23 protein-coding genes and 2 tRNA genes are annotated in these 25,407 nt (G+C 63.1%); 6 read left to right on the top strand and 19 right to left on the bottom strand.

What is annotated here, in order from left to right:
- Nucleotides 1-33: 33 nt before the first annotated feature.
- Both SJY18_RS13115 and SJY18_RS13110 read right to left on the bottom strand, forming a co-directional pair.
- Nucleotides 34-615, bottom strand: coding sequence for an isochorismatase family protein (locus SJY18_RS13115; RefSeq protein WP_396667888.1), 582 nt, complete (start codon nucleotides 613-615; stop codon nucleotides 34-36).
- The gene (locus SJY18_RS13110; protein WP_396667887.1) at nucleotides 612-2,906 is read right to left on the bottom strand and encodes an MMPL family transporter; all 2,295 of its coding nucleotides are present in this window, start codon (nucleotides 2,904-2,906) and stop codon (nucleotides 612-614) included. Before SJY18_RS13110 ends, SJY18_RS13115 begins: the two co-directional genes overlap by 4 nt.
- 57 nt (nucleotides 2,907-2,963) lie before the next feature.
- On the opposite strand from SJY18_RS13110, the gene SJY18_RS13105 reads away from it, so the two are divergent.
- Complete coding sequence (locus SJY18_RS13105; RefSeq protein WP_337337484.1) at nucleotides 2,964-3,917, top strand: EamA/RhaT family transporter; 954 nt, start codon at nucleotides 2,964-2,966, stop codon at nucleotides 3,915-3,917.
- A 14-nt stretch (nucleotides 3,918-3,931) separates the two neighbouring features.
- Here SJY18_RS13105 and SJY18_RS13100 read toward each other — a convergent pair whose 3' ends face one another.
- From SJY18_RS13100 to SJY18_RS13050, 11 genes are all read right to left on the bottom strand, one after another.
- Nucleotides 3,932-4,330 carry a hypothetical protein gene (locus SJY18_RS13100; RefSeq protein ID WP_396667886.1) on the bottom strand — a complete coding sequence of 133 codons (399 nt, stop codon included), beginning with the start codon at nucleotides 4,328-4,330 and terminating at the stop codon, nucleotides 3,932-3,934.
- A gap of 62 nt (nucleotides 4,331-4,392) precedes the next feature.
- A tRNA-Thr gene (locus SJY18_RS13095) sits at nucleotides 4,393-4,465 on the bottom strand.
- Nucleotides 4,466-4,538: 73 nt separating this feature from the next.
- A complete protein-coding gene (locus SJY18_RS13090) occupies nucleotides 4,539-6,089 on the bottom strand; it encodes an alpha/beta hydrolase (RefSeq protein ID WP_396668924.1) in 1,551 nt (516 codons plus the stop codon).
- Between the two features lie 5 nt (nucleotides 6,090-6,094).
- Entirely contained in the window at nucleotides 6,095-7,264 is a 1,170-nt protein-coding gene (locus tag SJY18_RS13085) for a DNA polymerase III subunit delta' (RefSeq protein ID WP_396667885.1), read from the bottom strand.
- A 10-nt stretch (nucleotides 7,265-7,274) separates the two neighbouring features.
- Nucleotides 7,275-7,928 carry a dTMP kinase gene (gene tmk / locus SJY18_RS13080; protein ID WP_396667884.1) on the bottom strand — a complete coding sequence of 218 codons (654 nt, stop codon included), beginning with the start codon at nucleotides 7,926-7,928 and terminating at the stop codon, nucleotides 7,275-7,277.
- The gene (gene topA, locus SJY18_RS13075; RefSeq protein WP_396667883.1) at nucleotides 7,925-10,792 is read right to left on the bottom strand and encodes a type I DNA topoisomerase; all 2,868 of its coding nucleotides are present in this window, start codon (nucleotides 10,790-10,792) and stop codon (nucleotides 7,925-7,927) included. Before topA ends, tmk begins: the two co-directional genes overlap by 4 nt.
- A gap of 67 nt (nucleotides 10,793-10,859) precedes the next feature.
- Entirely contained in the window at nucleotides 10,860-11,177 is a 318-nt protein-coding gene (locus SJY18_RS13070) for an Rv3654c family TadE-like protein (protein ID WP_337337479.1), read from the bottom strand.
- Nucleotides 11,177-11,518 carry a TadE family type IV pilus minor pilin gene (locus SJY18_RS13065; RefSeq protein WP_337337478.1) on the bottom strand — a complete coding sequence of 114 codons (342 nt, stop codon included), beginning with the start codon at nucleotides 11,516-11,518 and terminating at the stop codon, nucleotides 11,177-11,179. Before SJY18_RS13065 ends, SJY18_RS13070 begins: the two co-directional genes overlap by 1 nt.
- The gene (locus SJY18_RS13060) at nucleotides 11,515-11,721 is read right to left on the bottom strand and encodes a DUF4244 domain-containing protein (RefSeq protein WP_396667882.1); all 207 of its coding nucleotides are present in this window, start codon (nucleotides 11,719-11,721) and stop codon (nucleotides 11,515-11,517) included. The genes SJY18_RS13065 and SJY18_RS13060 overlap by 4 nt, the downstream gene beginning before the upstream one ends.
- Before the next feature lie 37 nt (nucleotides 11,722-11,758).
- Nucleotides 11,759-12,652 (bottom strand): type II secretion system F family protein, encoded by an 894-nt coding sequence (locus SJY18_RS13055; RefSeq protein ID WP_396667881.1) that lies wholly within the window; start codon nucleotides 12,650-12,652, stop codon nucleotides 11,759-11,761.
- The gene (locus SJY18_RS13050) at nucleotides 12,637-13,668 is read right to left on the bottom strand and encodes a TadA family conjugal transfer-associated ATPase (protein ID WP_396667880.1); all 1,032 of its coding nucleotides are present in this window, start codon (nucleotides 13,666-13,668) and stop codon (nucleotides 12,637-12,639) included. Before SJY18_RS13050 ends, SJY18_RS13055 begins: the two co-directional genes overlap by 16 nt.
- A 419-nt stretch (nucleotides 13,669-14,087) precedes the next feature.
- On the opposite strand from SJY18_RS13050, the gene acs reads away from it, so the two are divergent.
- Nucleotides 14,088-16,055, top strand: a complete 1,968-nt coding sequence (gene acs / locus SJY18_RS13045) for an acetate--CoA ligase (RefSeq protein WP_396667879.1) — start codon at nucleotides 14,088-14,090, stop codon at nucleotides 16,053-16,055.
- 67 nt (nucleotides 16,056-16,122) lie between these two features.
- Here acs and SJY18_RS13040 read toward each other — a convergent pair whose 3' ends face one another.
- On the bottom strand, nucleotides 16,123-16,590 hold the full coding sequence (locus SJY18_RS13040; protein WP_396667878.1) for a RidA family protein: 468 nt from the start codon (nucleotides 16,588-16,590) through the stop codon (nucleotides 16,123-16,125).
- Between the two features lie 5 nt (nucleotides 16,591-16,595).
- A complete protein-coding gene (locus SJY18_RS13035; protein WP_363582061.1) occupies nucleotides 16,596-16,811 on the bottom strand; it encodes a hypothetical protein in 216 nt (71 codons plus the stop codon).
- 110 nt (nucleotides 16,812-16,921) lie between these two features.
- Between SJY18_RS13035 and SJY18_RS13030 the strand changes: the two genes are divergently transcribed.
- The 4 genes from SJY18_RS13030 (at nucleotide 16,922) to SJY18_RS13015 (ending at nucleotide 21,543) form a co-directional block, all read left to right on the top strand.
- Entirely contained in the window at nucleotides 16,922-19,639 is a 2,718-nt protein-coding gene (locus SJY18_RS13030; protein WP_396667877.1) for a transglycosylase domain-containing protein, read from the top strand.
- 3 nt (nucleotides 19,640-19,642) lie between these two features.
- Complete coding sequence (locus SJY18_RS13025) at nucleotides 19,643-20,608, top strand: metallophosphoesterase (RefSeq protein ID WP_396667876.1); 966 nt, start codon at nucleotides 19,643-19,645, stop codon at nucleotides 20,606-20,608.
- A gap of 24 nt (nucleotides 20,609-20,632) precedes the next feature.
- Nucleotides 20,633-20,706 (top strand) — tRNA-Pro (locus tag SJY18_RS13020).
- A 63-nt stretch (nucleotides 20,707-20,769) separates the two neighbouring features.
- On the top strand, nucleotides 20,770-21,543 hold the full coding sequence (locus tag SJY18_RS13015) for an HAD-IIB family hydrolase (protein WP_396667875.1): 774 nt from the start codon (nucleotides 20,770-20,772) through the stop codon (nucleotides 21,541-21,543).
- A gap of 64 nt (nucleotides 21,544-21,607) precedes the next feature.
- Here the strand turns inward: SJY18_RS13015 and SJY18_RS13010 are convergent, their stop codons facing one another.
- Genes SJY18_RS13010 through SJY18_RS12995 form a run of 4 tightly spaced genes read right to left on the bottom strand, consistent with a single transcriptional unit; the run spans nucleotide 21,608 to nucleotide 25,370 of the window.
- Nucleotides 21,608-22,891, bottom strand: coding sequence for an alpha-hydroxy-acid oxidizing protein (locus tag SJY18_RS13010; protein ID WP_396667874.1), 1,284 nt, complete (start codon nucleotides 22,889-22,891; stop codon nucleotides 21,608-21,610).
- A gap of 23 nt (nucleotides 22,892-22,914) precedes the next feature.
- The gene (locus SJY18_RS13005; protein ID WP_337337467.1) at nucleotides 22,915-23,625 is read right to left on the bottom strand and encodes an FCD domain-containing protein; all 711 of its coding nucleotides are present in this window, start codon (nucleotides 23,623-23,625) and stop codon (nucleotides 22,915-22,917) included.
- Between the two features lie 58 nt (nucleotides 23,626-23,683).
- Complete coding sequence (gene galE / locus SJY18_RS13000; protein ID WP_396667873.1) at nucleotides 23,684-24,703, bottom strand: UDP-glucose 4-epimerase GalE; 1,020 nt, start codon at nucleotides 24,701-24,703, stop codon at nucleotides 23,684-23,686.
- 13 nt (nucleotides 24,704-24,716) lie between these two features.
- A complete protein-coding gene (locus SJY18_RS12995) occupies nucleotides 24,717-25,370 on the bottom strand; it encodes a thymidine kinase (protein WP_396667872.1) in 654 nt (217 codons plus the stop codon).
- Nucleotides 25,371-25,407: the final 37 nt, after the last annotated feature.

Here is a 25,407-nt window from a genome sequence, read left to right as displayed (position 1 = left end):
ACACGGCACACGGGGCAGCGTGAGCCTGCCGGGCTAGTGACTGCTCGACTCAGCGAGCTCTGCGCCCGCGTGGGCGAGCTCCGCAAGCGCGGCTTCGCTCGGTTCGGGCGCGACCCCTGCGATCAGGTCCGTGAAAATGCGCACATGACGCCCATGCGAAATCGCGTCAGCCGCTGAGGCACGCACGCAGTGATCAGTGGCCAGACCCGTGACGTCGACCGACAGCACGCCATGTTGATCAAGCAGCGCTGCCACCGAGAGTCCCTCGTCTGTGGTGCCTTCGAACAGCGAGTACGCGGGAACGCCCTGCCCCTTCTTGACGTGGTGGGTGACCGATGCGGGGTCGAACTCGGGGTCGTACTCGGCCCCGAGTGACTCCGCTACACAGTGCACTGGCCACGTGTCAACGAAGTCAGGACTCTCGCTGATGTGACCGCCGTTGTCACTGTCGGGGTCATGCCAGTCTCGTGACGCGATGATCAGCGCGTACTCCCCGGCGTGCGCTTCGAGGTAGGTGCTGATCCGTCGCGCGACAGCGTCGCCGCCGGTGACGGCCAGCGCACCGCCCTCGGTGAAGTCGTTTTGAACATCGACAATGAACAGTGCTCGACTCATGATTCGAGGGTACGCCGATACTCGTCGCGTGTCAGGGTGTGACCATCGGCCGCGATCAGACCAGGGTCGGTAGATGCCGGCACCGTCGCCTGCGGCTCCTGCGTTTCGACGCCATGACGCCACAGCTTCGAGGGCCACCAGATTGCGCGTCCGATGTCGTACGACAGAGCCGGCACGAGGAAGGAGCGGACCACGAAGGTGTCGAGCAGCACCCCGAACGCGACGATGAATGCCAACTGGGCGAGGAACAGGATGGGGATAACTCCCAGCGCTGCGAACGTGGCTGCCAGCACCAGTCCGGCCGAGGTGATGACACCTCCTGTCGCGACCAGACCACGCAGAATGCCGCGCCTGGTGCCGTGCACCAGCGATTCTTCTCGCACTCGAGACATCAGGAAGATGTTGTAGTCCACACCCAGCGCGACAAGGAACACGAAGCCGTAGAGCGGAACGGCTGGGTCGCCACCAGGGAAGTTGAAGACGTTGTTGAACACCAGCGCACTCACGCCCAGTGCGGTGCCGAACGAAAGGATGACGGTGCCGATCAAGATCACCGGCGCGAGGATCGAGCGCAGCAAGAGCATGAGGATGAGCAAGATCACGACGAGAATGACCGGGATGATGAGGGTGCGGTCCCGGATCGAGGTGTCGTTACTGTCGATGTCGGTGGCTGTTTCGCCGCCCACAACTGCCGTGCTGGCGCCGAGTTGCGCGTCAAGGTCGGTGCGCAATTCGCGCACGGTGTCTTCGGCCTCAAGCGAGTCAGAAGCATCAGTCAATGTGCCAGTGACAAGCACGTCTCCGTCAGCGACAGTCGGCGCGGGCGCTTCCGTTCCGGGAGGGCCGACGGCAGTGAACACTGCTTCGCCGTCTTCGACGCTCACCTGAACAGAACCGGTTGGCGAATCTTCGCTCGACAGAGCGACCGATTCGACGCCAGCGGACTCCTCCATGATCTGCACGGTCTCGACGATGTCGCTCTCGGGAACCACCACATAGACGGGGCTGCCTGATCCGGCCGGAAAGTGCTCAGCGAGCGCGTCTTGACCGTCACGCGCCTGGCTTTCTCCGAGCACGAGGTCGCTAGATGGCACGCCATCCGCCTGGAGCTGTGTAACCCCGAGGGCGCCACCCACGAGCACGATCGTGCAGACGATCCAAACCGCGCGAGCGTGGCGGGCGACAAACCGCGCCTGACGCGGCCACAGGCCCTTCACGGGCTGCGTGAGGTCGTCGGGGATCTCAGCGACACCGTGCTTGGGAATGAACGGCCAGAACGCGACCCGGCCGAACAGCGCCAGGAGAGCGGGCAGGAAGGTCAGCGCCGAGAGCATCGAGAACGCGATTCCGATGGAGGCAATGGGACCCAGCGCGCGGTTGGTCGCGAGGTCGGAGAGCAACAAGCACAACAGACCGGCGATAACCGTTCCGCCCGAGGCCAGGATGGGTTCGAACGAGCCACGCCATGCCTGCGTGGTTGCCGCCCAGCGTCGCTCACCGCGAGCAATCGACTCTCGGAAGCGAGCAACGTAGAGCAGGGCGTAGTCGGTGGCCGCACCAATCACAAGAATGAACAGAATTCCCTGCACCTGACCGTTGAGCACGACCACGCCGGCGTAGGCCAGCCACCACACCGTGAGCAACGCCACGCAGAGCGCGAACAACGAAGTCATCAGCACCAGGATCGGCAGCAATGGCGAGCGGTAGACGATGATCAGAATGACGAAGACCGCGAGGAGTGCGACACCCAGCAGCAGCCCGTCAATGCCCAGGAATGCGGCACTGAGGTCAGCGGTGAAGCCGGCAGGCCCGGTTACCCAGCCCTCCAGGTCTGTCGACAGCTCTTGTTCGAGCAACTCGCGCATTTCTACCACGATGTCGCCAACGTCGCCATCGGCGTCGATCGGCACGAATATCTGCACGGCCTGACCGTCGTCTGAGACGATGGGCGGCGATACCCCGTCGACCACTCCGCCAACATCAGCGATGTCGTCCGCGAGCGTCTGCATCTCTGCCAGTTGCTCGTCGGTGAGTTCACTATCGCTTGCAACCACCACGAGCGCCGGAATGCTGTCATCGCCGAGAAAATCCGGGAGCCGCTCGTTGACCTGAGTCGCGTCAGCACTCTCGGGTAGGAACGAGGATCGATCGTTCGATGACACCTCATCGACCTTGCCGAAGTACATGCCGCCCACGGATCCACCGACCAACCACACGAGCACGAGAAGTGCGGGAATTGCCACTCGAAGCCATCGGGTGGGTTGCTTATTCGCGTGATGTGGCGTTTGCATAGTCGCTAGCTTATCTAGCGAATTACGTGCGCGCGACCACACCTATGCTGAGACTCGATGTTTTCTGCCGCTCTTGCCCTGTTTGGCGCACTTTTTTACGGATCCGCCGATTTTCTGGGCGGGCTCGCCGCTCGTCGTCTTCGATCGATCGTCGTCACGGCGATTGCCGCAGCATCCGGGCTCGCTGCTTTTGCGGTCGTGCAAATCTTCATCGATGGCGTGTGGACCGCAGCCGACGTCGGATGGGGCGTGGCGGCCGGAATCGTCGGCGTTGTCGCACTGATGCTGTTATATGCATGCCTGGCTATCGGCCCGATGAGCATTCTGTCGCCGCTGACAGCGGTGGTCTCTGCCATTGCGCCGATGCTGTTCGGCCTCTTCGCCAAAGGCGAAACGCTATCTGTGCTGGGCTATCTCGGGCTCGTGGTCGCCCTCGTCGCTGTCGTGCTGGTCGGTTTCATTCCGGGCGAAAATACCGTGCGACCGTCAGTTCGCGGAGTCGTGATGGCGGTGGGTTCTGGGCTTGCTATCGGCGGTTTCTTGATCATCATCGATCAGACGAGTCCTGAGAGCGGGCTCATTCCGCTCATCGTCGGACGCGGTACCAACACAATCATCACCGGCATCATCATCGCGAGCTTCGTCGTGATCGCGGTGCGCCGGGGCAAGAGCGCGTCCAGCGCATTGGAAGCCAGCGGCTTTGCTGTCGGCGGCACCCCTAGCGGACACGTCGATCTGGAGCACGCCACCGGCCCGATTGCTCTTGGGATCACACGACGCAACGCGGTCGTGCTCGCCGTGGGGTGCGGAGTGCTCGACGCCACCGCAAACGCCCTCATTCTGCTGGGGTTGCGCGTGGGCGACCTCACCGTGGTCTCGGCGCTTACCGCGCTGTACCCCGCCGGAACCATCCTGCTGGCTGCCGTCGTACTGCGCGAGCGAGTCGCGGCGGTGCAGTGGGTTGGACTCACGCTCGCACTGACTGCCGGCGGCATGCTCGCGCTCGCCTAGTGCGCGGACGGGACTCACCCTCGCACGAAGAGAACAATCCCAGAAGCGACAAGCGCCGCCACCCCGAAGCCGAGCAGCCCTAGAGCCAGCAGCAGCACCCCACGCACGATAGGCGAGCCCTGAGTGAGTCGTATCTGCCCAGTCGTGCCGCGTCGGTAGAACACATCGGCTTCGTCTTTTCCCGCCAGAGCATGATCGATATCGGGCGACAGCTGCGCAGAGCCCACTCCCCCGTCAGCATCGAACCATCGCGCGATTCGACCACCAGGTGAGTCTTCGATCAATGCGCGCACCGGCAACCACGTGCCATCAGCGAGATACAGGCCCAGCGTGATCACGGCCAGCACGGTCCCAAGCCCGAACCCTGCCCAACCGAATATCTCAAGTACAGCATCGAGAGCACGATCCGGCACTGCGATACCACCGTTCTGCGGATATGAAGGAAGGCCCGCACAAGGCGGGCCTTCGGCATCTGAGCCACCTGAGAGAATCGAACTCTCGACCTATTCATTACGAGTGAATCGCTCTGCCATCTGAGCTAAGGCGGCGAACATCACCGAAGCGATGCACGATCATCAATCCTACAGGCTGCGGTGACGCTGCGCGAACTGGCAATTGCCCTCACTCGCAGCGGAGCCCGTCTTCAGGCGGCGTGCCATCGATGAGGTAGGTCTCGACCGCTGCGTCTACGCAGGCGTTGCCCTTGTTATAGCCGGAGTGCCCCTCGCCGACACGCGTGACCAGCACTCCCGACGACAGCTGTTCAGCGAGCGATACCGACCACTCGTACGGGGTTGCCGGGTCGTTCGTTGTTCCCACCACAACGATGGGGTCAGCACCCTCAGCGGCGATGGGTTCGCGCACACCTGACGGCGGATAGGGCCACTCGTCGCATCCATCAGGTCCGCTCCAATAGGGAGCAACAGTCGGCGCTTCAGCCTCGAGAAGCGCCTGTGAAGCGGCCTCATCCTCGGGCGTGGAGTCGTTGGGATAATCCAGGCAGTTGTAAGCGCTGAACGCTTCGGTCTGATTGTCCAGATACACGCCGCCGGAGCGGTTGTAGTAGAAATCAGCCAAAGTGAACGCCAGCTCAGGGTCGCCGGCGAGGGTGTCGGTCAGCGCAGCGGTCAAGTATGGCCAGCTGTCTTCGGAATACAGCGCCGCGATAATCGCTGTCAGCAGGGTGTCGGCTCCCAGCATCCGCCCGTCCGCGCCTTGTTGGGGGAATCGATCGGCTCCCGCCAACAGCGTGCCGAGGTCAGCCATGCCTTGGTCGACGGTGCCGCGGAACGGACAGTCGCTGCCGTCGATGCAGTCCGCCATGTATGCGCGCAGGGCCGACTCGAATCCGACGCCCTGCGTGGTGCCTACCTCAAGCCCTGAAACTGAGGGGTCAATAGCGGCATCGAGCACGAGCCGCCCCACGCGTTCCGGGAACAGTTTGGCGTACGTGGCACCCAAGAACGTGCCGTACGAGTAGCCGAGATAGTACAACTCGCTGTCGCCGAGAACGCCACGCAACAGGTCCATATCGCGGGCTGACTGGTCGGTTGTGATGTAGGGCAGGATGCCATCGCTGTTCGCCTCGCATGCCGCGGCGAATTCTGCGCTGCTTGCGAGCAGCTCGTCATTCCATGCGTCGGAGCCGCGCGAATTCTCGGGAATGTCAAAGAGATAGGAGTCCATGTCAGCGGGGTCTGTGAAGCACGTCACCGCCGTGGATGCTCCTACTCCGCGCGGGTCGAAACCAATCACGTCGAAGTTCTCTCGCACGTCTTCACCCACGGCGTAGCTGATCGAATCGCGGATGAATCCAAGGCCACTCGCGCCCGGGCCGCCCGGGTTGGTCAGCAGCGACCCGATCGCGTCGCCGCCGGTCGCGTGACTGCGAATGATCGCCAACTCGATCTCACCGAGACCGGGATTCTGCCAGTCGAGCGGCGCGGTGACGATCGCGCACTCCATTGCCGATTCGCAGGACTCCCACTCGAGAGTCTGCTCGTAGAACGGCAACAGCTCGTCAGCGATCCCGTCGCTTTCAGGCGCTGGACTCGCCGATGACCGCGGTTGCTCCGCCGGGATCTGCGCGTAGAGGCACCCCGAGAGGGCGAGCGAGGCGGCCAGCACCCCGGCAACAATGGCGGCGATTCGCCGCGGAGTTCGAGCAACCATCGCGGTCACGGGATCCTTCCGTTCGAGACGGTGACGAGCATGCTTTCGAGCGCCAGCAGCGGCGCGGCGTTCTGCTCGATGTTGCGCCGAGTTTCGGCTATACGGTCGACGATCACCAGAGTGCGCTCGGGATGCCAGGCTGCCGCTATCGCACGCAGGTCTGGCTCGATTTCAAGGTTGATCAGTTCGCCGTCGTTGCCGAACTGAATCATCAGCACGTCGCGGTACATCGACTCAAGATCGGTGAGCACGCGGTCGATGCCATCGCGAAGGCTGCGCGTGCCGCGTCGCTTCTGATCATCTTGCAGCGCCGAGACCTGTGACCGCACCGCGGGCGGCACTGCCTGCCCTTCGACGATGCCGAGGGTTCGCAGCAGAGCGGCGCGCTCTTCTTCGTCGCGTTCAGCCGTCAGCGCCTTCGCGTCTTCAGTCGCCGCCTGCACAATCCGACCAGCGACTTCAACGGCGTCACCGACGCTGCGCACACGCAACACCGCACGCAGCGTCTCGTCACGTCTCGCTCGCGACGCATCGTCTGTCGCCAAGCGTTGCGCCATGCCGATGTGACGCTGGGCGTGCCGAGCAGACTGCTCTGCCACCGCATAGTCGATGCCGGAGCGCTCGGTGATCAACTGGGCGACATCGGCCACATCGGGCTCGCGAAGGCGCAGGGTGCGCACCCGCGAGCGGATTGTGGGAAGCAAGTCGGCGTCGCTCGGAGCACACAGCACCCAGACGGTGCGCTCGGGCGGTTCTTCGAGTGCTTTCAACAACACATTGGAGGTGCGCTCTGCCATGCGATCAGCATCTTCCATGACAATCACGCGATAGCGGCCAAGCGAGGGAGAAAAGTAGGAACGCTCCACGAGCGCTCTGGCATCTTTGATCGTGATGATCACGCCCTCAGTGCGCAGCGCCGCAAGATCGGGATGCGCGCCGGCGAGCACCTGCCGCATTGCGTGTGTGTCGCCAGGCTCTGCGATCAACGCCGCAGCGAACGCGTAGGCGAGCGTGGAGCGTCCAGATCCTGGCGGCCCGGTGATGAGCCACGCGTGGGTCATGGAGTTGGGGTCGGATGCTGCCGCTTGCAGCGCCGCCACCGCGGCATCTTGACCCCATACGTTGCCCCAGGGCAGCGCGTTCAGGTCGACCTCGGCCGATGCCGTCGCATCCATACGGATCAGCCTAATGCGAGGTGCTGACGTCACCGATGAGCGTGCTCACTCGATGCCGAACGACGGCAGCCAGCTCGCTTGCTGGCAGGGCGGCATCCAACACCAGAAACCGCTCAGGCTCGGCCTCGGCGAGCGCGAGGAATGCCGCCCGCACACGCGTGTGAAAGTCGAGCTCCTCAGCTTCGAGGCGGTCGAACGGTTTGTCATCTGCATCGAGCCGCTTGCGCGCGTGCGCCGGGTCAAGGTCGAGAAGCACAGTGACGTCGGGGAGGGCGCCGTCCGCGGCCCAGAGCGAGAGGTTGCGCACCTCGTTCGAATCGAGCACGCGCCCGGCTCCCTGATAGGCGACGGATGAGTCGAGATAGCGATCTTGGATCACCACGTCGCCCCGTGAAAGCGCAGGCCGCACCAAGGTTTCAATGTGGTGTGCGCGGTCGGCGGCGTACAGCAGCGCTTCCGCGCGGGGTGCCACGTCACCTCGGTGGTGCAGAACGATGTTGCGAATCAGGTTGCCGACTTCAGTGCCACCGGGTTCACGAGTTCGCACTACGTTTCGACCCTGCGACTGCAGCCAGTCTTCGAGAAGGGTCGACTGCGTGGTCTTTCCCGCGCCGTCGCCACCTTCGATGGTGATCCACAATCCCTCGGACGCGCGAGAGGTCACTTTGCCTCCGGTGCCTTCTTTGCTGGCGCTCGCTTCGCCGGCGTCTTTGTGGCGGCAGACTTAGCCGCAGCGGTCTTTGCGGCAGTCGTTTTTGCGGCAGTCGTTTTCGATGCGGCACTCTTCGCGGCAGTTGTCTTTGTGGCGGCTGCTTTTGTGGTGGTTGCCTTCTTCGCAGGCGCCTTCTTTGCTGGCGCCTTGCGTGCTGTTGCGCGCTTCGGTGCGGGGCCCTTCGCGCGCTTGTCGGCAAGCATTTGCACGGCGATCTCGTAGGTGATGTCGTCGGGGGTCTGGCCCCGAGGAATGGTCACGTTGGTCACGCCGTCAGTGACATACGGCCCGAAACGACCGTCTTTCACCTTGATCGGCTTTTCGCTGACGGGATCGGCTTCGAACTCTTTCAGCGCACTGGCTGCGGCGCGGGCACCGTATTTCGGTTGCGCGTACACCGCGAGCGCCTCTTCGAGGGTGATGTCGAAGAGCTGTTGCTCATTCTGCAGGGTGCGCGAATCAGTGCCCTTCTTCAGATAAGGGCCGTAGCGACCGTTCTGGGCTGTGATCGGCGTTTCGGTCTCGGGATCGATGCCGACCGTGCGGGGCAGATCGAGCAAACGAAGTGCGGTCTCAAGATCAACGGTGTCCACCGACATCGACTTGAACAGCGACGCCGTGCGCGGCTTCGGAGCGGCAGGCTTTTTGGCACCGCGCTTGGGCTTTTCAACCGGAGCTGCCTCAACGACTTCGCCGGTTGCCTCGTCGACAGACTCTTCGGCAGGCGGGTCTACTTCTTGCACGTAGGGGCCGAACCGGCCGTCCTTTACGACAACGAGCTTCTGGGTCTCGGGGTTCTCGCCCAGCACTCGATCGCCTGCGACGGGAGCATCGATGAGCTCTTGGGCCTTGGCCGGAGTGAGCTCATCGGGTGCGAGGTCTTCCGGAATGTTGATTCGTCGCGGCTCACCCTCTGGGTCGTCGGCGTTGGGAATCTCCAGATACGCGCCATACTTGCCGAACCGAAGAGTCGCCACACCGCCAATCGGTGTCGAGTTGAGTGCTCGAGCGTCAATCTCGCCGAGATTCTCGACGATGTTTCGCAAGCCGACATGGTCTTCCGAGCCGAAGTAGAAGTCCTTCAACCAGTCAACACGTTGCTGTTCGCCTCGTGCGATCGCATCGAGATCGTCTTCGAGCGCTGCGGTGAAGTCGTAGTCGACGAGGTCAGCGAAGTGCTCCTCGAGCAGCCGAATCACGCTGAACGCGAGCCACGTCGGAATCAGTGCCTGACCCCGTTTGGTGACGTAGCCGCGGTTCAGAATGACGTCGATAATGCTCGCGAAGGTCGATGGGCGACCGATGCCCTTTTCTTCGAGCGCCTTGACGAGACTCGCTTCGGTGTATCGAGGCTTCGGGCTGGTTGAGTGCCCCTTGGGCTCAACATCGCTGAGCTGCAGTACATCGCCGGCGACGACAGCAGGCAACGACTGTTCTTCGTTCTTGTCGTCGTCACTGCGCTTTTCGTCGCGGCCTTCTTCATACGCTTCGAGAAAGCCTTTGAAGGTGTACACGGTGCCCGATGCGGTGAACTCGGCGCGCTTGCCAGCTGCCTCAGCCTCGAGAGTGATCGTCGTGGTTTCATACTTCGCATCAGACATCTGGCTAGCCATGGTGCGCTTCCAGATCAGGTCGTAGACGCGCAGCTCATCGCGGTCAAGCTCACCCGAAACCGAAGACGGAGTGCGGAAGGTGTCGCCAGAGGGGCGGATCGCTTCGTGCGCCTCCTGCGCGTTCTTTGACTTGCTGCGGTAGACCCGCGGCGTCGCCGGTACGGCCTTGTCGCCGTAAAGAGCGACGGCCTGCTCTCGTGCCGCTTCAACCGCCTGCTTTGACAGCGCGGTTGAGTCGGTTCGCATATAGGTGATGAAGCCCTTTTCATACAAGCGCTGTGCCACGCTCATGGCGTGCTTCGCGCTCATCGACAGCTTGCGACCGGCTTCTTGCTGAAGTGTGGATGTGGTGAACGGAGCTCGAGGACTGCGCGTGCCCGGCTTTGCTTCTACGCCCGAGACCGTCGCCGTACCGGTGCTCTCGATGGCGGCGGCGAGTTCGCGAGCCGCTGCTTCGTCGAGAACCAGAACGGCCTTCTTGAGCACGCCCATGTCGTCGAAGTCGGTGCCGCGGGCCAAGGGCGCGCCATCGACACGCACCAACCGTGCACCAAACGAGTCAGCCGCTTTGGCGGCCACGGTATCGATGCCCCAATACGACGCTGACACGAAAGCCATGCGTTCGCGCTCGCGCTCAACAACCATGCGAGTCGCAGCTGACTGCACGCGGCCCGCAGAAGTGCCCTGCTGAACCTTGAACCACAGCACGGGGCTGACGTCCCAGCCGTAGAGTCGGTCAAGAATACGGCGCGTCTCTTGAGCATCCACCAGAGCAAGATCAAGCTCGCGGGTGTTCTGCACCGCTGCTTCAATTGCGTCCTTGGTGATCTCGTGGAACACCATCCGTTTGACCGGCACCTTGGGCTTCAGCGTTTCAAGCAGGTGCCACGCGATGGCTTCGCCCTCGCGGTCTTCATCAGTCGCGAGCAGGAGCTCGTCGGCGCCTTTCAGTGCGCGCTTCAACTCGGTGACGGTCTTCTTGCCGCGGTCGCTCTCGACGTAGTACGGATCGAATCCGTTGTCGACGTCGATCGAGTATTTGCCATAGGCCTGCTTTTTTTCCGCAGGGATACTCTTCTTGTCCGCGAGATCTCGAATGTGTCCAACCGAGCTGAGAACTTCATAGCCGTCGCCGAGATAACCCTGGATCGACTTCATCTTGGTGGGTGACTCAACGATGACGAGCTTCTTGCCTTCTGCCAACGGGGGCGTCCTTCCTTCGTCGCAAACCATACACGTCAGAACCGGACGTGATCTTTGTGCGCGACGCTCAGCGTGGCGGACCAGCCCGCGCAGATGCTGCGGCGGGCAGGCCAGCAAACGTGGTTGCCACGGTCACCGTGGCAACCAGTCCACTGAGCTGACAGTGTGAAACTTGCACCCCGAGCGCCTGCGCCACTTGGGCTGCACGCTCACACGGAAGACCGGTCGCCGCGCCCGAAGCAGCATCGGCGGCGGCGAGCGCTGCCGAGTCAGCCGCGGCGGCGAGCCGTTGTGAAACGACGTGAGCAGACCCTGCTGTCACCAGCGCTACTGAGAGTGTTGCGGTCAATGCCACGACCCCCGCAGCCGCCACTGCGCCAGCCATCACCATCCGCCTTCGAGCGCACAGCCGGTAGCGGTGAGCTCAATGAACAGCGCCGGTGCTGTCGCGTTCACACAGACGAGTCCATCACCACGATGATCGACGCCGCCCGTCGCTGCTGCGGCAGACAGTGCAGCGTCTATGCGTTGTGTGCTTTCGCCGCGCGCGGCCAATCGCGCGGCATCAGCAGTGGCGTCTTGCAGTCGAACCTGGCGCGCGCAGACGTTGAGTGCTCCCGCGGCCAACATGATGACGACAACGATCGCTGGCAGTGAGACCGCGAACTCAGCCGTCACCGCGCCGCGATCCGCGAAACGGCGACCGCCGAGTCCGCGGGAGATCACTGAACGCTCAATGCACGGCGCACCAGATCGGTCAAGATTCCGCGCACCTCGTCGCTTCGCATGATCACCACGAGAAGCCCGGCGAACGCCACGGCGGCCATTGTCGCGATCGCGTACTCCGCGGTCGCCGCGCCGGCGTCGTTTGCCAGCGGGTCGACGAAGAGCCGTTGAGCCCGGCGGCGGGTGAGGGTAGGGATTGTCATGGGTGTTCTCCAATCGATGGGGTGAGAGTGGGCACGTTCAAAGTTGGATGCTGACGCTCGACAGCACGCCGAGCAGCATGGGCGCAACGCCCAGAAGCAGAAAGGCTGGCAGAGTGCACACGCCGAGGGGCAGAAGCAATCTCGTCGATAGACGCGCGGCACGAAGGCGCCCCTCGGTTCGAGCACGATGACGGGCCAGCACCGCCGACGCGCGAAGCAGTTCGAGCGCGGGGACGCCGGCGGTGCGCGAGAGAGCAAGCAGCGAATCGGTGTCATCGTCGATCGCAAACCCCGCTTCGCTGACAAGCGATCGTGCGCGTTCAATTGCTACGCCCCCGCTCAGGGCGATAGCGACCAGTTCGGCGCCGAGCCCGGGCAGCGCAACGTCAGCGGCAGCCGCTCTCGCGAGAGTCGCAGTCCACCGACGTGCCACCAGCACGAGAACAATTCCTCCCACCAGACATGCAACACCGATGGGATTGGTGAACAAGACACCGACGGTGTCAACGCCGAGTGCGAATCCGAGCCCGATTGCGACGAGGGGAAGCCAGCCCATAAGCCTGGCAGTGCCCGCGGGCTCAGCGAGGACCACCCGCACCTCATCAGCGACATCACGGGTATCGCGCATCGCAACCGCGATATTGCGCAGACTCTGCGCAAGGGGCGCACCCACCGTAGCTGCGATTGACCAGGCGACAGACACTTCACGCCACGACTGCTGGCCGGTGTTCGCGCCGATGCCCGCGATTGCGTCGACGAGCTTCTCGCCCCGCTCGCAGGCGCGCGCGACTCTCAGCGCCTCCTGCTGGCCCACAGACGCCAGGTACTCCCACGCCCGCACCGGCGGCAAGCCTGCTTCGAGCAGCACCGCCAGGTGCAGGATGACTTCAGCCGAGTCGGCCGCGGCGTCGCCGTTCACTCGTCTGCCCATTGCGCCTTCTCAATTGCGAGACGGCCCGACGCGGCGAGCACCGGGCGTCCGATGCCATCGACGCGGCGCTGCCCGTCGTCGGCCCGTCGAACATGAATCACGCAAGCGATCGCACTCGTCACCTGGCGGGCCAGCGAGACGTCGTCGAGACCCGCGAGAGCGCCGAGGGCTTCGAGCCGCGCGCTGACGTCGTCAAGGCTGTTGGCATGCACCGTGCCTGCCCCACCGTCATGGCCGGTGTTCAGGGCCGAAAGCAACTCCCGAATCTCGGGCCCTCTGCATTCTCCGACCACGAGTCGGTCTGGACGCATGCGCAGGGCTTCTCGCACCAGTTGAGCCATCGCGACCCCACCCGCACCCTCGAGGTTCGCCTGCCGAGATTCCAGTCGGAGATGGTGCGGATGACTGAGGCGCAATTCGGCGACATCTTCAATGGTGATAATGCGCTCTGTCGCGGGCACCGCGGAGAGCATCGCCCCCAGCAGGGTCGTTTTTCCTGCTCCCGCGGCCCCGGTGATCAGCACGTTCTCGCGGCGATCGACCAACCGGTCCAAGCGCCCTCGGAGCGCTTGCGAGAACATTCCCGATTGCTGCAGGTCTGCGAGGCTCGGCCGGTCTAGCCGTGGAATACGTATCGACAGTGCCGTACCTCCGACGCAGATCGGTGGCAGCACCGCGTGCACGCGGATGCCATCGCCGAGCCGAACGTCAACGCAGGGGTGCGCATCGTCTATATGACGATCGCCCAACGCGATCAGGTCTACCGCGAGGGCACGAACTTCTTGTTCCGTGGCACGCCACCCTTCGACCGCGCACGGTCCCGCGCCTTTGTCGACGAACAGGCGTTGGTCTGGATTGATGAACACGTCGGTGGTGTTCGGGTCGTCGAGAAATTCCGCCAATGGTTGCAGCGCTGGCGGCAGGGCTGCCGGCTTGCGCGCGGCGACGGGCGACGAAGCGATCGAGGCGCCGCCAGGGATGGCCGTTCGCGGACGAACGACAAACGCTTCAGGCATGCAGCGACGCTATGACTCAGCGGGGCGCCGGTCGGGGTCTGCCGTCTGAACGGTGGGCTGCGTTGCACCAGCAGTTGGTGGGGAGGAACCGCAGCGGAAGGGCCCGAGAACCGTGCGAGAAAACGGGGGCGGCATCCCAATGGGGGGAATGGGATGCCGCCGCGCGCAGCGTCACTAGTCGGGGGTGAGGTGGACGCTGCGAAGCACGAATCAACGTTCGGGCGATGATGAGCCTAGGCGACAACAGGGTTCGCAGCCAATAAATCGCTTGCGTCGCGTGGCGATATGTCGGGTTGAATTCCAGATTCATACGCTCCCTACTATCGGAGGTAGTCACAACGCCCACCCGAATGTAGATTTCACACAAGCTCACCGGCACTCCGGTGCTTCACTTACAGCCCGCAAAGGAGCGCGCTCACATGAGTAGCCAGATTGACCACCTCCTGAACGAGAATCGCAAGTTCGCGCCCTCGGAATCCTTCGGTGCCAACGCCATCGGCACGGTCGGGCTCTATGAGCACGCCCGCGCCGACCGCGAGGCGTTCTGGGCGCAGCAAGCCCGAGACTTGCACTGGCACAAGCCGTTCACCGCGGTTCTTGACTGGTCCAACCCCCCTTTCGCAAAGTGGTTCGACGACGGAGAGCTCAATGTCGCCTACAACTGCCTCGACCGACACGTAGAAGCCGGAAACGGCGACCGTGTCGCGTTGCTCTGGGAGGGCGAGCCCGGCGATGAACGTCGCATCACATACGCAGAACTCACCGACGAGGTGAAGCGCCTCGCGAACGTACTCACCGGTCTCGGTATCGGCCAGGGTGACCGGGTGGCGATCTACCTGCCGATGATTCCCGAGGCGGTCGCCTCGATGCTGGCGGTTGCTCGCCTCGGGGCGATTCACTCGGTCGTCTTTGGCGGATTCTCTGCCGATAGCCTGCGCTCGCGCATCGACGATGCCGGAGCGAAACTGGTCATCACTGCAGACGGCGGCTATCGCAAGGGCAAAGTCTCGGCGCTGAAGCCGGCTGTCGACATGGCGCTCGCCGACCGCAACGGTTCCGGCGCTCAAGAGAGCGTCGAACACGTTCTCGTCGTCAAACGGGGCGAGAACGACGTCGATTGGACTGAAGGGCGCGACCTCTGGTGGCACGACGTCGTGCCCGCAGCATCCAAAGATCACGAAGCTCAGGCATTTCCAGCTGAGAACCCGCTGTTCATCCTCTACACCTCGGGAACCACGGGTAAGCCCAAGGGAATTCTGCATACGTCTGGCGGCTACCTCACCCAGGCGACGTTTACCAACAAGGTCGTTCATGACCTGCACCCCGAAACCGACGTGTACTGGTGCACAGCCGATATCGGGTGGGTGACCGGCCACAGCTACGTGACCTATGGCCCGCTGGCCAACGGCGCGACACAGGTCTTGTTCGAAGGCACTCCCGACTCGCCGCACCCCGGTCGCTGGTGGGAGCTGGTCGAGAAGTACGGCGTGACCATTCTGTACACCGCGCCGACCGCAATCCGCTCGTTCATGAAGCTCGGTCGCGCCATTCCCAAAAAGTTCGATCTGTCGTCGCTGCGTCTGCTCGGTTCGGTCGGCGAACCCATCAACCCCGAAGCATGGATGTGGTACCGGGAGATCATCGGCAACAATCTGGCACCGATCGTCGACACGTGGTGGCAGACAGAAACCGGCGCCATCATGATCTCGGCGCTGCCGGGGGTCACCGAGACGAAACCGGGCAGCGCTCAGGTTCCCGTGCCCGGCATCAGCATTGACGTGGTGAACGAAGACGGCACCCACGTCGGCAATGGCAACGGCGGCTTGCTCGTCGTCACCGAGCCGTGGCCGGCAATGCTGCGCGGAATCTGGGGCGACCCCGAACGCTTCGTTGAGACGTACTGGGAGAAATTCCACGCGCAGGGCTTCTATTTCGCTGGTGACGGCGCGCGCCTCGATGACGACGGCGATGTGTGGTTTCTCGGGCGCGTCGACGATGTCATGAACGTGTCGGGCCACCGGCTTTCGACCACCGAGATCGAGTCAGCAATCGTGGGGCACGATGCGACCGCAGAAGCCGCGGTCGTGGGAGCCTCCGACGAGACCACCGGCCAGGCGGTCGTGGCGTTCGTCATCATCAAGCAGTCATACCTGGATGCGCATACCCCCGAGGGACTGGGCCATTCGATTCGGAGCTGGGTGGGAGAGCAGATCGGGCCTATCGCTCGCCCTCGCGACGTGTACATCGTGAACGAGCTGCCGAAGACGCGTTCGGGAAAGATCATGCGACGACTGTTGCGCGATGTCGCCGAAGGACGCGAGGTCGGAGACACGACCACGCTCGCCGACACCGCGGTCATGAGCGTCATCTCGGCCCAGGTGAAGTAGCCGCCCACAAACAAGAAAGAGGGATGCTGCAGCGCGATACGCGTCGCAGCATCCCTCTTATCGTCGATCACACGCGAGTGAAGATGACCTCAACCTCAACCGGCGAATCAAGCGGCAGTACCGGCACACCCACAGCCGACCGAGCGTGCACACCGGCGTCACCGAAGATCTCAGCGAGAATCTCGCTCGCACCGTTTATGACGCCCGGCTGGCCGGTGAACTCCGGATCCGATGAGACGAAACCCACCACCTTGAGCACACCCGAGAGCTCGTTCACGCCTCCCGCGACAGCGGCCGCGGCCGCGATGGCGTTCAGCGCACACTGGCGGGCGTAGCTCTTCGCGTCTGCCGGCGACACGTGGTCATCGCCCTCACCAACCTTCCCCGTCGCAGGAAGCGCACCCGCAACCATTGGAAGCTGGCCCGAGGTGAACACCAGATCACCGTGGACCTTGGCGGGGATGTACGCGGCTACGGGAGGCACGACATTCGGGATCTCGATACCGAGCTCAGCCAGTCGTTCAGAAACGCTCACCGACATCAGCTCTCGCCGAACTGCTTTGCAGCCTCTGCTGCCGCACCAAGCCCAGCGTTGGCCTCACCGCCGCCGGTCGGACGTTTGAAGTAGGCCACCAGCCCACCTTCGGGACCAGGCACCACCTGCACCAGCTCCCACCCTTGCTTTCCCCAGTTATTGAGAATGGCGGCGGTGTTGTGAATGAGTAGAGGTGTTGTGAGGTATTCCCACGTCGTCATTGCGACTCCTGTCGAAGACTTTGAATATCAGGCCGGTAAACGCTGGGAATTAGCCCGTGAGCGCTTGCCGGTAAAGGGATCGCCCAGGGTTCTCCCCTACGATCAAGCCTATGCCTGGAACCAAACGGACAGCTAGCGGCGTGCTCGGGGGCCTTGCCGGAATCATCGGCCTGAGCGCCGTAGCCGGAATTCTCATCAGCGCGACAGTGACCCCTGCCATCGCGCTGTCTGGCAACGCCGCATCGAGCGCCATCACCCTCTTCGACAATCTCCCCAGTGTGCTGGAGATCGACGAGCTGATGCTGCCGACGACGATCTATGCGAAGGACTCCGAGGGCAACGACAAGGTGCTCACGCAGTTCTACGACCAGAACCGCTCCCCCGTCGAGTACGACGAGGTGGCGCCCGCGATGTATGACGCAGTGCTCTCGAGTGAAGACCCCCGCTACTACCAGCACGGCGGCGTCGACCTCATCGGCACCAGCCGCGCGCTGCTCAGCAACATCCAGGGCGGCGGCGAGACCCAGGGTGGATCGACGATCAGCCAACAGTACGTGAAGAACATTCTCGTGCAGCGGTGTGAGGCAGACGCCAACGACCAGGCACGCACAGAGCTCAACGCTGCGGCCGAAGCAGCTGCGGAAGAGAGCGGCGAGGACGTCGTCGCGCCCACGGGTGACGAATTGATCGCCAAGAGCGAAGAGATCAAGATCAACTGCTGGAGCGAGGCGACCACCGCCGCGGGCAGCGACGGCATCGAGCGCAAGCTCCAGGAGATGCGCTACGCCATCGCTTTGGAACAGAAGTACTCGAAGAACGAGATTCTTCTGGGATACCTGAACATTGCGAACTTCGGTGGCACCACCTACGGCATCGATGCCGCCGCCAAGTACTACTTCGGCGTCTCGGCAGCCGACCTCGATTACGCACAGGCGGCCACCCTCGCGGGTATGGTGCAGAACCCCAACACGTACCGCATCGACATGAAGGGCGGCACGATCACCAACTCTGAGGGTGTCGCGCTGAACTCCGAAGAAGACGGCTACGCTCTGACGAAGCAGCGTCAGCAGTATGTGCTCGACCGCATGCTCGAAGACGGCAAGATCACCCAGGAGCAACACGACGAGGCCTACGAGGCACCGATCGTGCCCAACATCACCACACCCAAAACCGGCTGCACCGCCGCGACGGGAGCCGAGTACTTCTGCCAGTACGTGCGCTATGTGATCGAAGCGGATCCCGCCTTCGGCGAGACTGACGAAGAACGCACCGAACTGCTGCGTCGCGGTGGACTCAACGTGTACACGACGCTCGACTGGGAACTTCAGAACGCGGCGCAGCAGAGCGTCTCAACATGGACTCCCACGTCGCTTGACAACACCAAGTTCGGCGCTGTGGCAACCAACGTTGAGCCGAGCACCGGACGCATTTTGAGCATCGCTCAGAACACCAAGTTCAGCGAGTCGATCACCGACGACCCGAGCTACTCTTCTATCGTCTACGCCGGCGACACGGAATTCGGTGGCTCGGCGGGCTTCAGCGTCGGTTCAACGTTCAAGATCTTCACGCTCATCGACTGGCTCGAGCAGGGCCGTTCCGTCAACGAGGTGCTCAACGGACAAGTGCGCGAAATCGACAGTCTGACGAACTCGTGCGGCGGCGACTGGGTCAACTTCGGCGGCGACACCATCTTGAACTTCAACAAGCAGTCCGGCTACGTGGGCACCCCGATGAGCTTCACACGGGACTCTCTCAACTCAGGGTTCTTCGCGATGGCAGAGCAGCTTGACCTCTGCGACATCAAGAACGACGCAACCAAGATGGGTGTGACGCTGGGCAACGGCAACGAAGTGAAGGTCGATACTCAATTCTCGATCATCGGCTCGAACGCCGTTTCACCGATCGCAATGGCAAGCGCCTACGGCACCGTCGCGAACAACGGCATCTACTGCGAACCGCGCGCGATCGACAAGGTGACCGATTCCAACGGCAACGATGTCGCCCTCCCCGAGCGCACCTGTGAGCAGGTACTCGACCCCGCGGTCGCGGCAACCGCCGCCTATGCGCTTGAAGGCGTAATGGCATACGGCGGAACCGGTGCTAGCGGCAACCCGTTTGACGGCACAGCGATGCTTGGCAAGACAGGCACCCACGAGAACCTGCAGACCTGGCTGGTCTCTTCGTCGACCGCAGTTGCGACGGCGGTCTGGGTGGGCAACGCCGATGGAAAAGCGGATGTGTTCAACGCCTGGTACGACGGCTACCAACTCTCGCAAGCGCGCTACCTGATAACGAAGGACGTCGCCAGCGTCGCGAATCGTCTCTACCCCGGTTCTGCCTTCCCGGCACCCGATAGCAACCTGACACGTACCGTGTACACGACTTTGCCGAGTGTGGTCGGCATGTCGATCGATGAAGCTACGAGCACCTTGAAAGCTGCCGGCTTCACGGTTCGCGTCGGCGGAGAAGTTGACTCTTCTGAGGCCGAGGGCCTCGTCGCCGAACAGAGTCCGGGTGCTGGTCGCGTAGCCGGTGGCTCCGTTGTGACCATCAGCCCGAGCAACGGGCAGGGCGCCACCGTGCCGAATGTCAGCGGATCCGTCTCGAATGCAGAATCCGCGCTGCGCGCAGCCGGCTTCGGGCGTATCAGCTCGTCGTGTTCCGAAGACGAGAATGCCAGCGGCGAGTCGGTAACGGGCACGTCGCCCGCCGCTGGCGAAGCGGTGACGAAGAACACGAGCATCACGATCAACTACGTCTCGCCTGATTGCGATGGCGATGGCGGTGGCGGCAACGACGATGATGACGACGACGACGACAATGGCTAAGCCGTGAGCTTTACCCGTGCCGCCCTCACCGCGCTTGGCGCAGTGGGGGCGGTCGGCGCAGGCGCCGCGGTGTGGGGCATCGGTATCGAACGGTATCTGTTCACCGTGCGCGAGCACGAGATTCGGGTGCTCCCGCACGGCGAGTCACCGATCCGCGTGCTGCATCTGTCTGACGCCCATATGGCACCGTGGCAACACCGCAAGCAGCAGTGGATCTCTCGTCTGGCTGATTTGAAGCCCGATCTGATCGTCAACACGGGCGACAACCTGGGCCATTCCGAAGGTCTGCGCGGTATCCGAACCGCCTTCGCTACGATGCGGGGAATTCCGGGCGTCTACGTGCACGGATCGAACGACCATGCCGCACCGTCACCGCGCAACCCGTTCAAGTACTTCACGGGACCATCAAAAGTGACCGTGGCCGAAGAACCCCTCGACACCGGCGCGCTCGACGCCTACTTCACCGATGAGCTCGGGTGGTTCCCGCTCAACAACGCCGCACACACGATCACGGTCAACGGCACTGCCATCGATACTTTCGGTATCAGCGACGCTCACCGCGGTTGGGACCGCCTCGACCTGCTTCCCGACGCGATCGATGAGATGCGCAGAAACTCGGCGGCGACAGTGACCCTTGGCGTCACCCACGCGCCGTACCGCAAGGTGCTAGACGCATTCACCGAACTCGGCGCGGATGCGCTGTTCGCCGGCCACACGCATGGCGGGCAGGTGCGTCTGCCCGGCTACGGCGCCCTCGTCGCCAACTGCGACATCCCGCTCGATCAAGCACGCGGCCTCAGCACCTGGTCTCACGACGGCCGTGCGGTCCCTCTCAACGTAAGCGCGGGACTGGGCCACTCGATCTTTGCGCCCGTCCGATTCGCCTGCCGGCCAGAAGCATCCCTCATCACGCTCTTGCCGCAGGTGAGCGCACCTGATCCTGCCGCCGGTTCGGCGCAGGCCACGTGATCGGGTAGACTCGCAGGGTTGCCACGGGGTGTGGCGCAGCTTGGTAGCGCGCTTCGTTCGGGACGAAGAGGCCGCAGGTTCAAATCCTGTCACCCCGACACAACTACAGGGCCCTACCGCGAGGTGGGGCCCTTTATTTTCCCCGACACGCAGGAGTTCTGATGACCGCCGGCACCACCCCTCGCCTCGTCGCCTTCGATCTGGACGACACCCTTGCGCCATCCAAGAGCGCCATTGACCCGCGCATCGGCGCTCAGCTGATCGCACTCGCCGAACGCGTGGAGGTCGCCATCATCTCGGGTGGGCATCTCGCACAGTTCACTGCCCAGGTGGTCGACATGCTTCCGAACACAACGCCGGCGGTTCTCGCGCACATCCACCTGCTTCCCACGTGCGGCACGCAGTATTACCTGCTGAACGAGTCCGGAATCCACACCGTCTACGCCCACTCACTGACCGACGATGAGAAGTCGCGCGCCCTCGCCGCGGTGGAACGCGAAGCCCGTCGACTGGGGCTGTGGGCAGAAGAGACGTGGGGCGCCATTCTTGAAGACCGCGGCTCGCAGATCACCTTCTCGGCGCTGGGACAGAAAGCTCCGCTCGAAGCCAAGACCGCGTGGGATCCCACCGGCGAGAAGAAGAACACTCTGCGCGCGGCCGTCGCTGCCGCCATCCCTGACCTCGAAGTTCGCTCTGGCGGCTCAACCTCTGTCGACATCACGCATCGGGGAATCGACAAGGCCTACGGCATGAACCAGCTGTCTGAAGCGACAGGCATTCCGCTCGACGAGATGCTGTTCATCGGCGACCGTCTCGATCCGGACGGCAACGACTATCCCGTGCTCGCGATGGGCGTTCCCTGTCACGCGGTCGAAGGTTGGGAAGACACCGCCTCATACCTCGACGAGTTGCTTCCGACGCTGCCCACCCGCTGAGACCACCACGCCCTGTGCCGCCTCGAAGCGAGACGGCACAGGGCGCGATGGCGTTCAGCAGCGGTTAGACCTTCTTCGCCGCGGCTGTCGCGCGCGGCGTGCGGCGCGCTGCGGGCTTGTTCACCGGCGCGAGACGCTGCAGCTGCGTCACGTGCTTGGGCTCAAGCTCGTCGAGCGACGCCACACCGAGCAGACGCATCGTGCGCTCAATCTCGCTGCGCAGAATGCCGATGGTGCGGTCGACGCCCTGGCGGCCACCAGCCATCAGACCATAGAGGTACGCGCGGCCGATCAGAGTGAATTTCGCGCCGAGGGCGATGGATGCCACGATGTCGGCACCGTTCATGATGCCGGTATCCACCATGACTGTTGCGTCCTTGCCGACTTCTCGCACGACCTGGGGCAGCAAGTGGAACGGGATCGGAGCGCGGTCGAGCTGGCGCCCGCCGTGGTTCGACAGAATGATGCCGTCGACGCCGGCGTCGATGAGTCGCTTGGAGTCTTCGACGTTCTGCACGCCCTTGACGACGAGCTTGCCGGGCCACATGTCACGGATGACCGCGAGGTCGTCATAGCTGATGGTCGGGTCCATCGCGGAGTCAAGCAGCTCGCCGACGGTGCCGCCGGTGGTGCTGAGCGATGCGAACTCGAGCGATGGCGTGGTGAGGAAGTCAATCCACCACCACGGACGCGGAATCGCATTGATGATGGTGCCCAAAGTCAGTTGCGGCGGAATCGAGAATCCGTTGCGCTTGTCACGAAGTCGCGCTCCAGCAACCGGCGTGTCGACGGTGAACTGCAGTGTGTCGAAACCAGCTTCAGCTGCACGGCGCACCAAGCCATAGGAGATCTCTCGGTCACGCATCACGTAGAGCTGAAACCAGTTGCGCCCGTGTGGGTTCGCTGCCTTCACATCTTCGATCGAAGTCGTACCGAGCGTCGAGAGGGTGAACGGGATTCCTGCTGCGGCGGCAGCGCCGGCACCAGCGATCTCACCCTCGGTCTGCATGAGCCGCGTGAATCCCGTCGGCGCAATTCCGAACGGAAGAGCGCTGCGGCCCCCCAAGATTTCTACTGAGGTGTCTACATCGGGAGCGGGGCGAAGAATGCCGGGGTGAAACTCGATGTCTTCGAACGCCTGGCGAGCGCGAGCGAGCGAGAGCTCACCTTCGGCGGCGCCATCGGTGTAGTCGAACGCGGCCTTGGGCGTGCGTCGCTTGGCGATGCTGCGAAGGTCGGCGATCGTCAACGCCGAATCGAGCCGGCGTTTGCGGCCATCGAGTTCGGGCTTTTTGAACTGCATCAGTTCGAGCAGCTCTTTGGGGTTGGGGACTTGCCGGGTGACCATGTGGTGCCTTTCGATGCGAGGATTCACTGCACGTCGCGGGCTAGACCCGCGTGCGCGTAGTAGCCGGTGATGTGATCGTGGATGAGAGTGACGGCACGATCGGAGTCGTGGGTGTCGATGGCGTCAAGAATGGCGTGGTGTTCTTCGCGCAAGCGGCGCGCGGTCGCATCCCAGTCGGAGATCGCGGCTGCTCCCGCCTGAACGTATGACTCGATCGCTTCACGCAGTCCCGCCATCACGGCGGCGATGACGACGTTTCCGGATGCTTCGGCGAGCGCGAGGTGCAGCTGGGCGTCGAGCACGAGAAACTCGGCAGCGGTGAGCGTCTCGCTGTCCATCGCAGCGACAACGGCATGCACGGGGGCAGTATCAGCCTCTGCGCTCGTGGCCAAAGCGCGTGCAACCGCAGATTCCAGCACAAGTCGTGTCTGCACAACGTCGTCGAGGGGAAACCCTTGTGCTGCTACTTGCAGCCTGAGAAGCGCAGCCATGCCGCCCCGCGGAGTGGCGATGATGATCGCGCCGGAAGACGGGCCTGAGCCGGTGCCGGTGCGTATGAGTCCCATGACTTCGAGCACGCGCAGCGCCTCACGCACGCTCGAACGTCCGATGCCGAGAGAGGTCGACAGTTCGCGCTCAGGGGGCAGATGATCACCCGGCGATAGCCGGCCTTCGAGCAGATCCGACTCGATCTTCTCGAGAACGACCTGCCACGCGCGCACAGTGGTGGGCACACAGACTCCTTCGTAATGGTCTGACCACACTAGCGGGTGGTCAGACCACACTCAAGTTCTATGAGCCGGCGTAGCCGTTCGGGTTCTGCGACTGCCAGTTCCAATAGTCACGGCACGCGTCGTCTATGCCGAGTTTGGCCACCCAGCCGAAATCGCTCTTCGCCTTCGCCGGGTCGCAATAGGTCGCCGCCACATCACCCGGGCGCCGATCGAGAATGACCTGGGGAAGTTCGCGCCCCACAGCCTTCTCAAACGCAGCCACCAGCTCTTTCACGCTCACAGGCGTGCCAGTGCCGAGGTTGTACACGCAGTAGCCGGCAGCGGCTTGCTCGAGCGCGACGACGTGGCCCTCGGCCAGATCCACGACATGGATGTAGTCGCGAAGCCCGGTGCCGTCAGGGGTGTCATAGTCATCGCCGAAGATTCCCACGCGCTCAAGAGAGCCCACCGCCACTCGCGAGACGAAGGGCATGAGGTTGTTCGGAATGCCGGCGGGGTCTTCGCCGATCAAGCCGCTCGGGTGAGCGCCGACAGGGTTGAAGTAACGCAGCACCGTGAAGTTCACATCAGGGTTGACTCTGGCCACGTCTTCGATGACCACCTCGTTCATGCGCTTCGACTTGCTGTAGGGGTTGGACAAGTCGACACTCGTCGTTGATTCCTCGGTGAAAGGGAGGTCTGCCGGGTCTGAGTAGACGGTGCCGGTGCTCGAGAAGACAAACGACCGAATTCCTCGGCTGAGCCCGACGCGCAGCAACGCGTAGGTAGTGTCCAAGTTGTTCGAGTAGTAGTCCAGCGGCTTCTGCGTTGACTCCCCCACGGCTTTGAACGCCGCAAGGTGAATGATCGCGTCAAACGGGCCGTAGTCGTCAAACGCTGCCGCCACGACGTCGTCGTCCGCGGCGTCGCCGACAATCAGCGGCACCTTCTTGCCGCTGATTGCTTCGACGCGCTCGGCTGCCACAGCATGTGTGCCCGAGAGGTCGTCAAGAAGCACCGCTTCGTGGCCGTTGCTCAGAAGAGAAATCGCCGTGTGAGTGCCGATGTAACCGGCGCCGCCGGCAAGAAGAACGCGCATGCTCCCAGCCTAGTCAGCCGAGACGCCCGCCGGATTCTCGCAGATAGCAGTCCGCGCACATCGACTCGTACGTCACGCGCTCAGCCGTCAACTCGTCGATCGCTACCTGATCGCCGTCGAAGACGAAACGCCCACCGACAAGCCGAGCATTGAAGAGCGCTTTGCTTCCGCAACGACAGATGGTCTTCAGCTCTTCGAGGCTGTGCGCCAGTTCGAGCAGTCGTCGCGAACCAGGGAACGCTTGGGTTTGAAAGTCGGTGCGAATACCGTACGCCAGCACCGGAACGCCGTCTAAAACCACGATCCGCAGCAGGTCATCCACCTGATCGCGCGTCAGGAACTGCGCTTCATCGACGAGAAAGCAGGCGACATCGGCTTGCGCGGCTTGATCGGCTTCTTCTGGAATCAGGGCTTCTGAAGCGGCACGGCGAGCGCGTGCTCGGTGCTCGTTGAACAGCGCTCGCAAATCGTCATCGGGGCGAATCAGAAAGTCCACCGTGCGCTTCACACCCAGTCGACTGTCGATCTGGTCAGCGCCTTTAGTGTCGATCTCGGGCTTCGCCAGCAACACATGCTGGCCGCGCTCTTCATAGTTGTACGCGGCCTGAAGAAGCGATGTTGACTTGCCGGAGTTCATCGCTCCGTAGCGGAAGTACAGTTTGGCCACCCGCAGAGTCTACGGAACCGCCGGAGCGCTTGTGTCA

It is taken from the genome of Microbacterium sp. R86528, from assembly GCF_044596335.1.
GTDB classification, from domain to species: domain Bacteria; phylum Actinomycetota; class Actinomycetes; order Actinomycetales; family Microbacteriaceae; genus Microbacterium; species Microbacterium marmarense.
The sequence above is the reverse complement of the archived record's forward strand: the minus strand, read 5'-3'. Positions and strand labels throughout refer to the sequence as shown.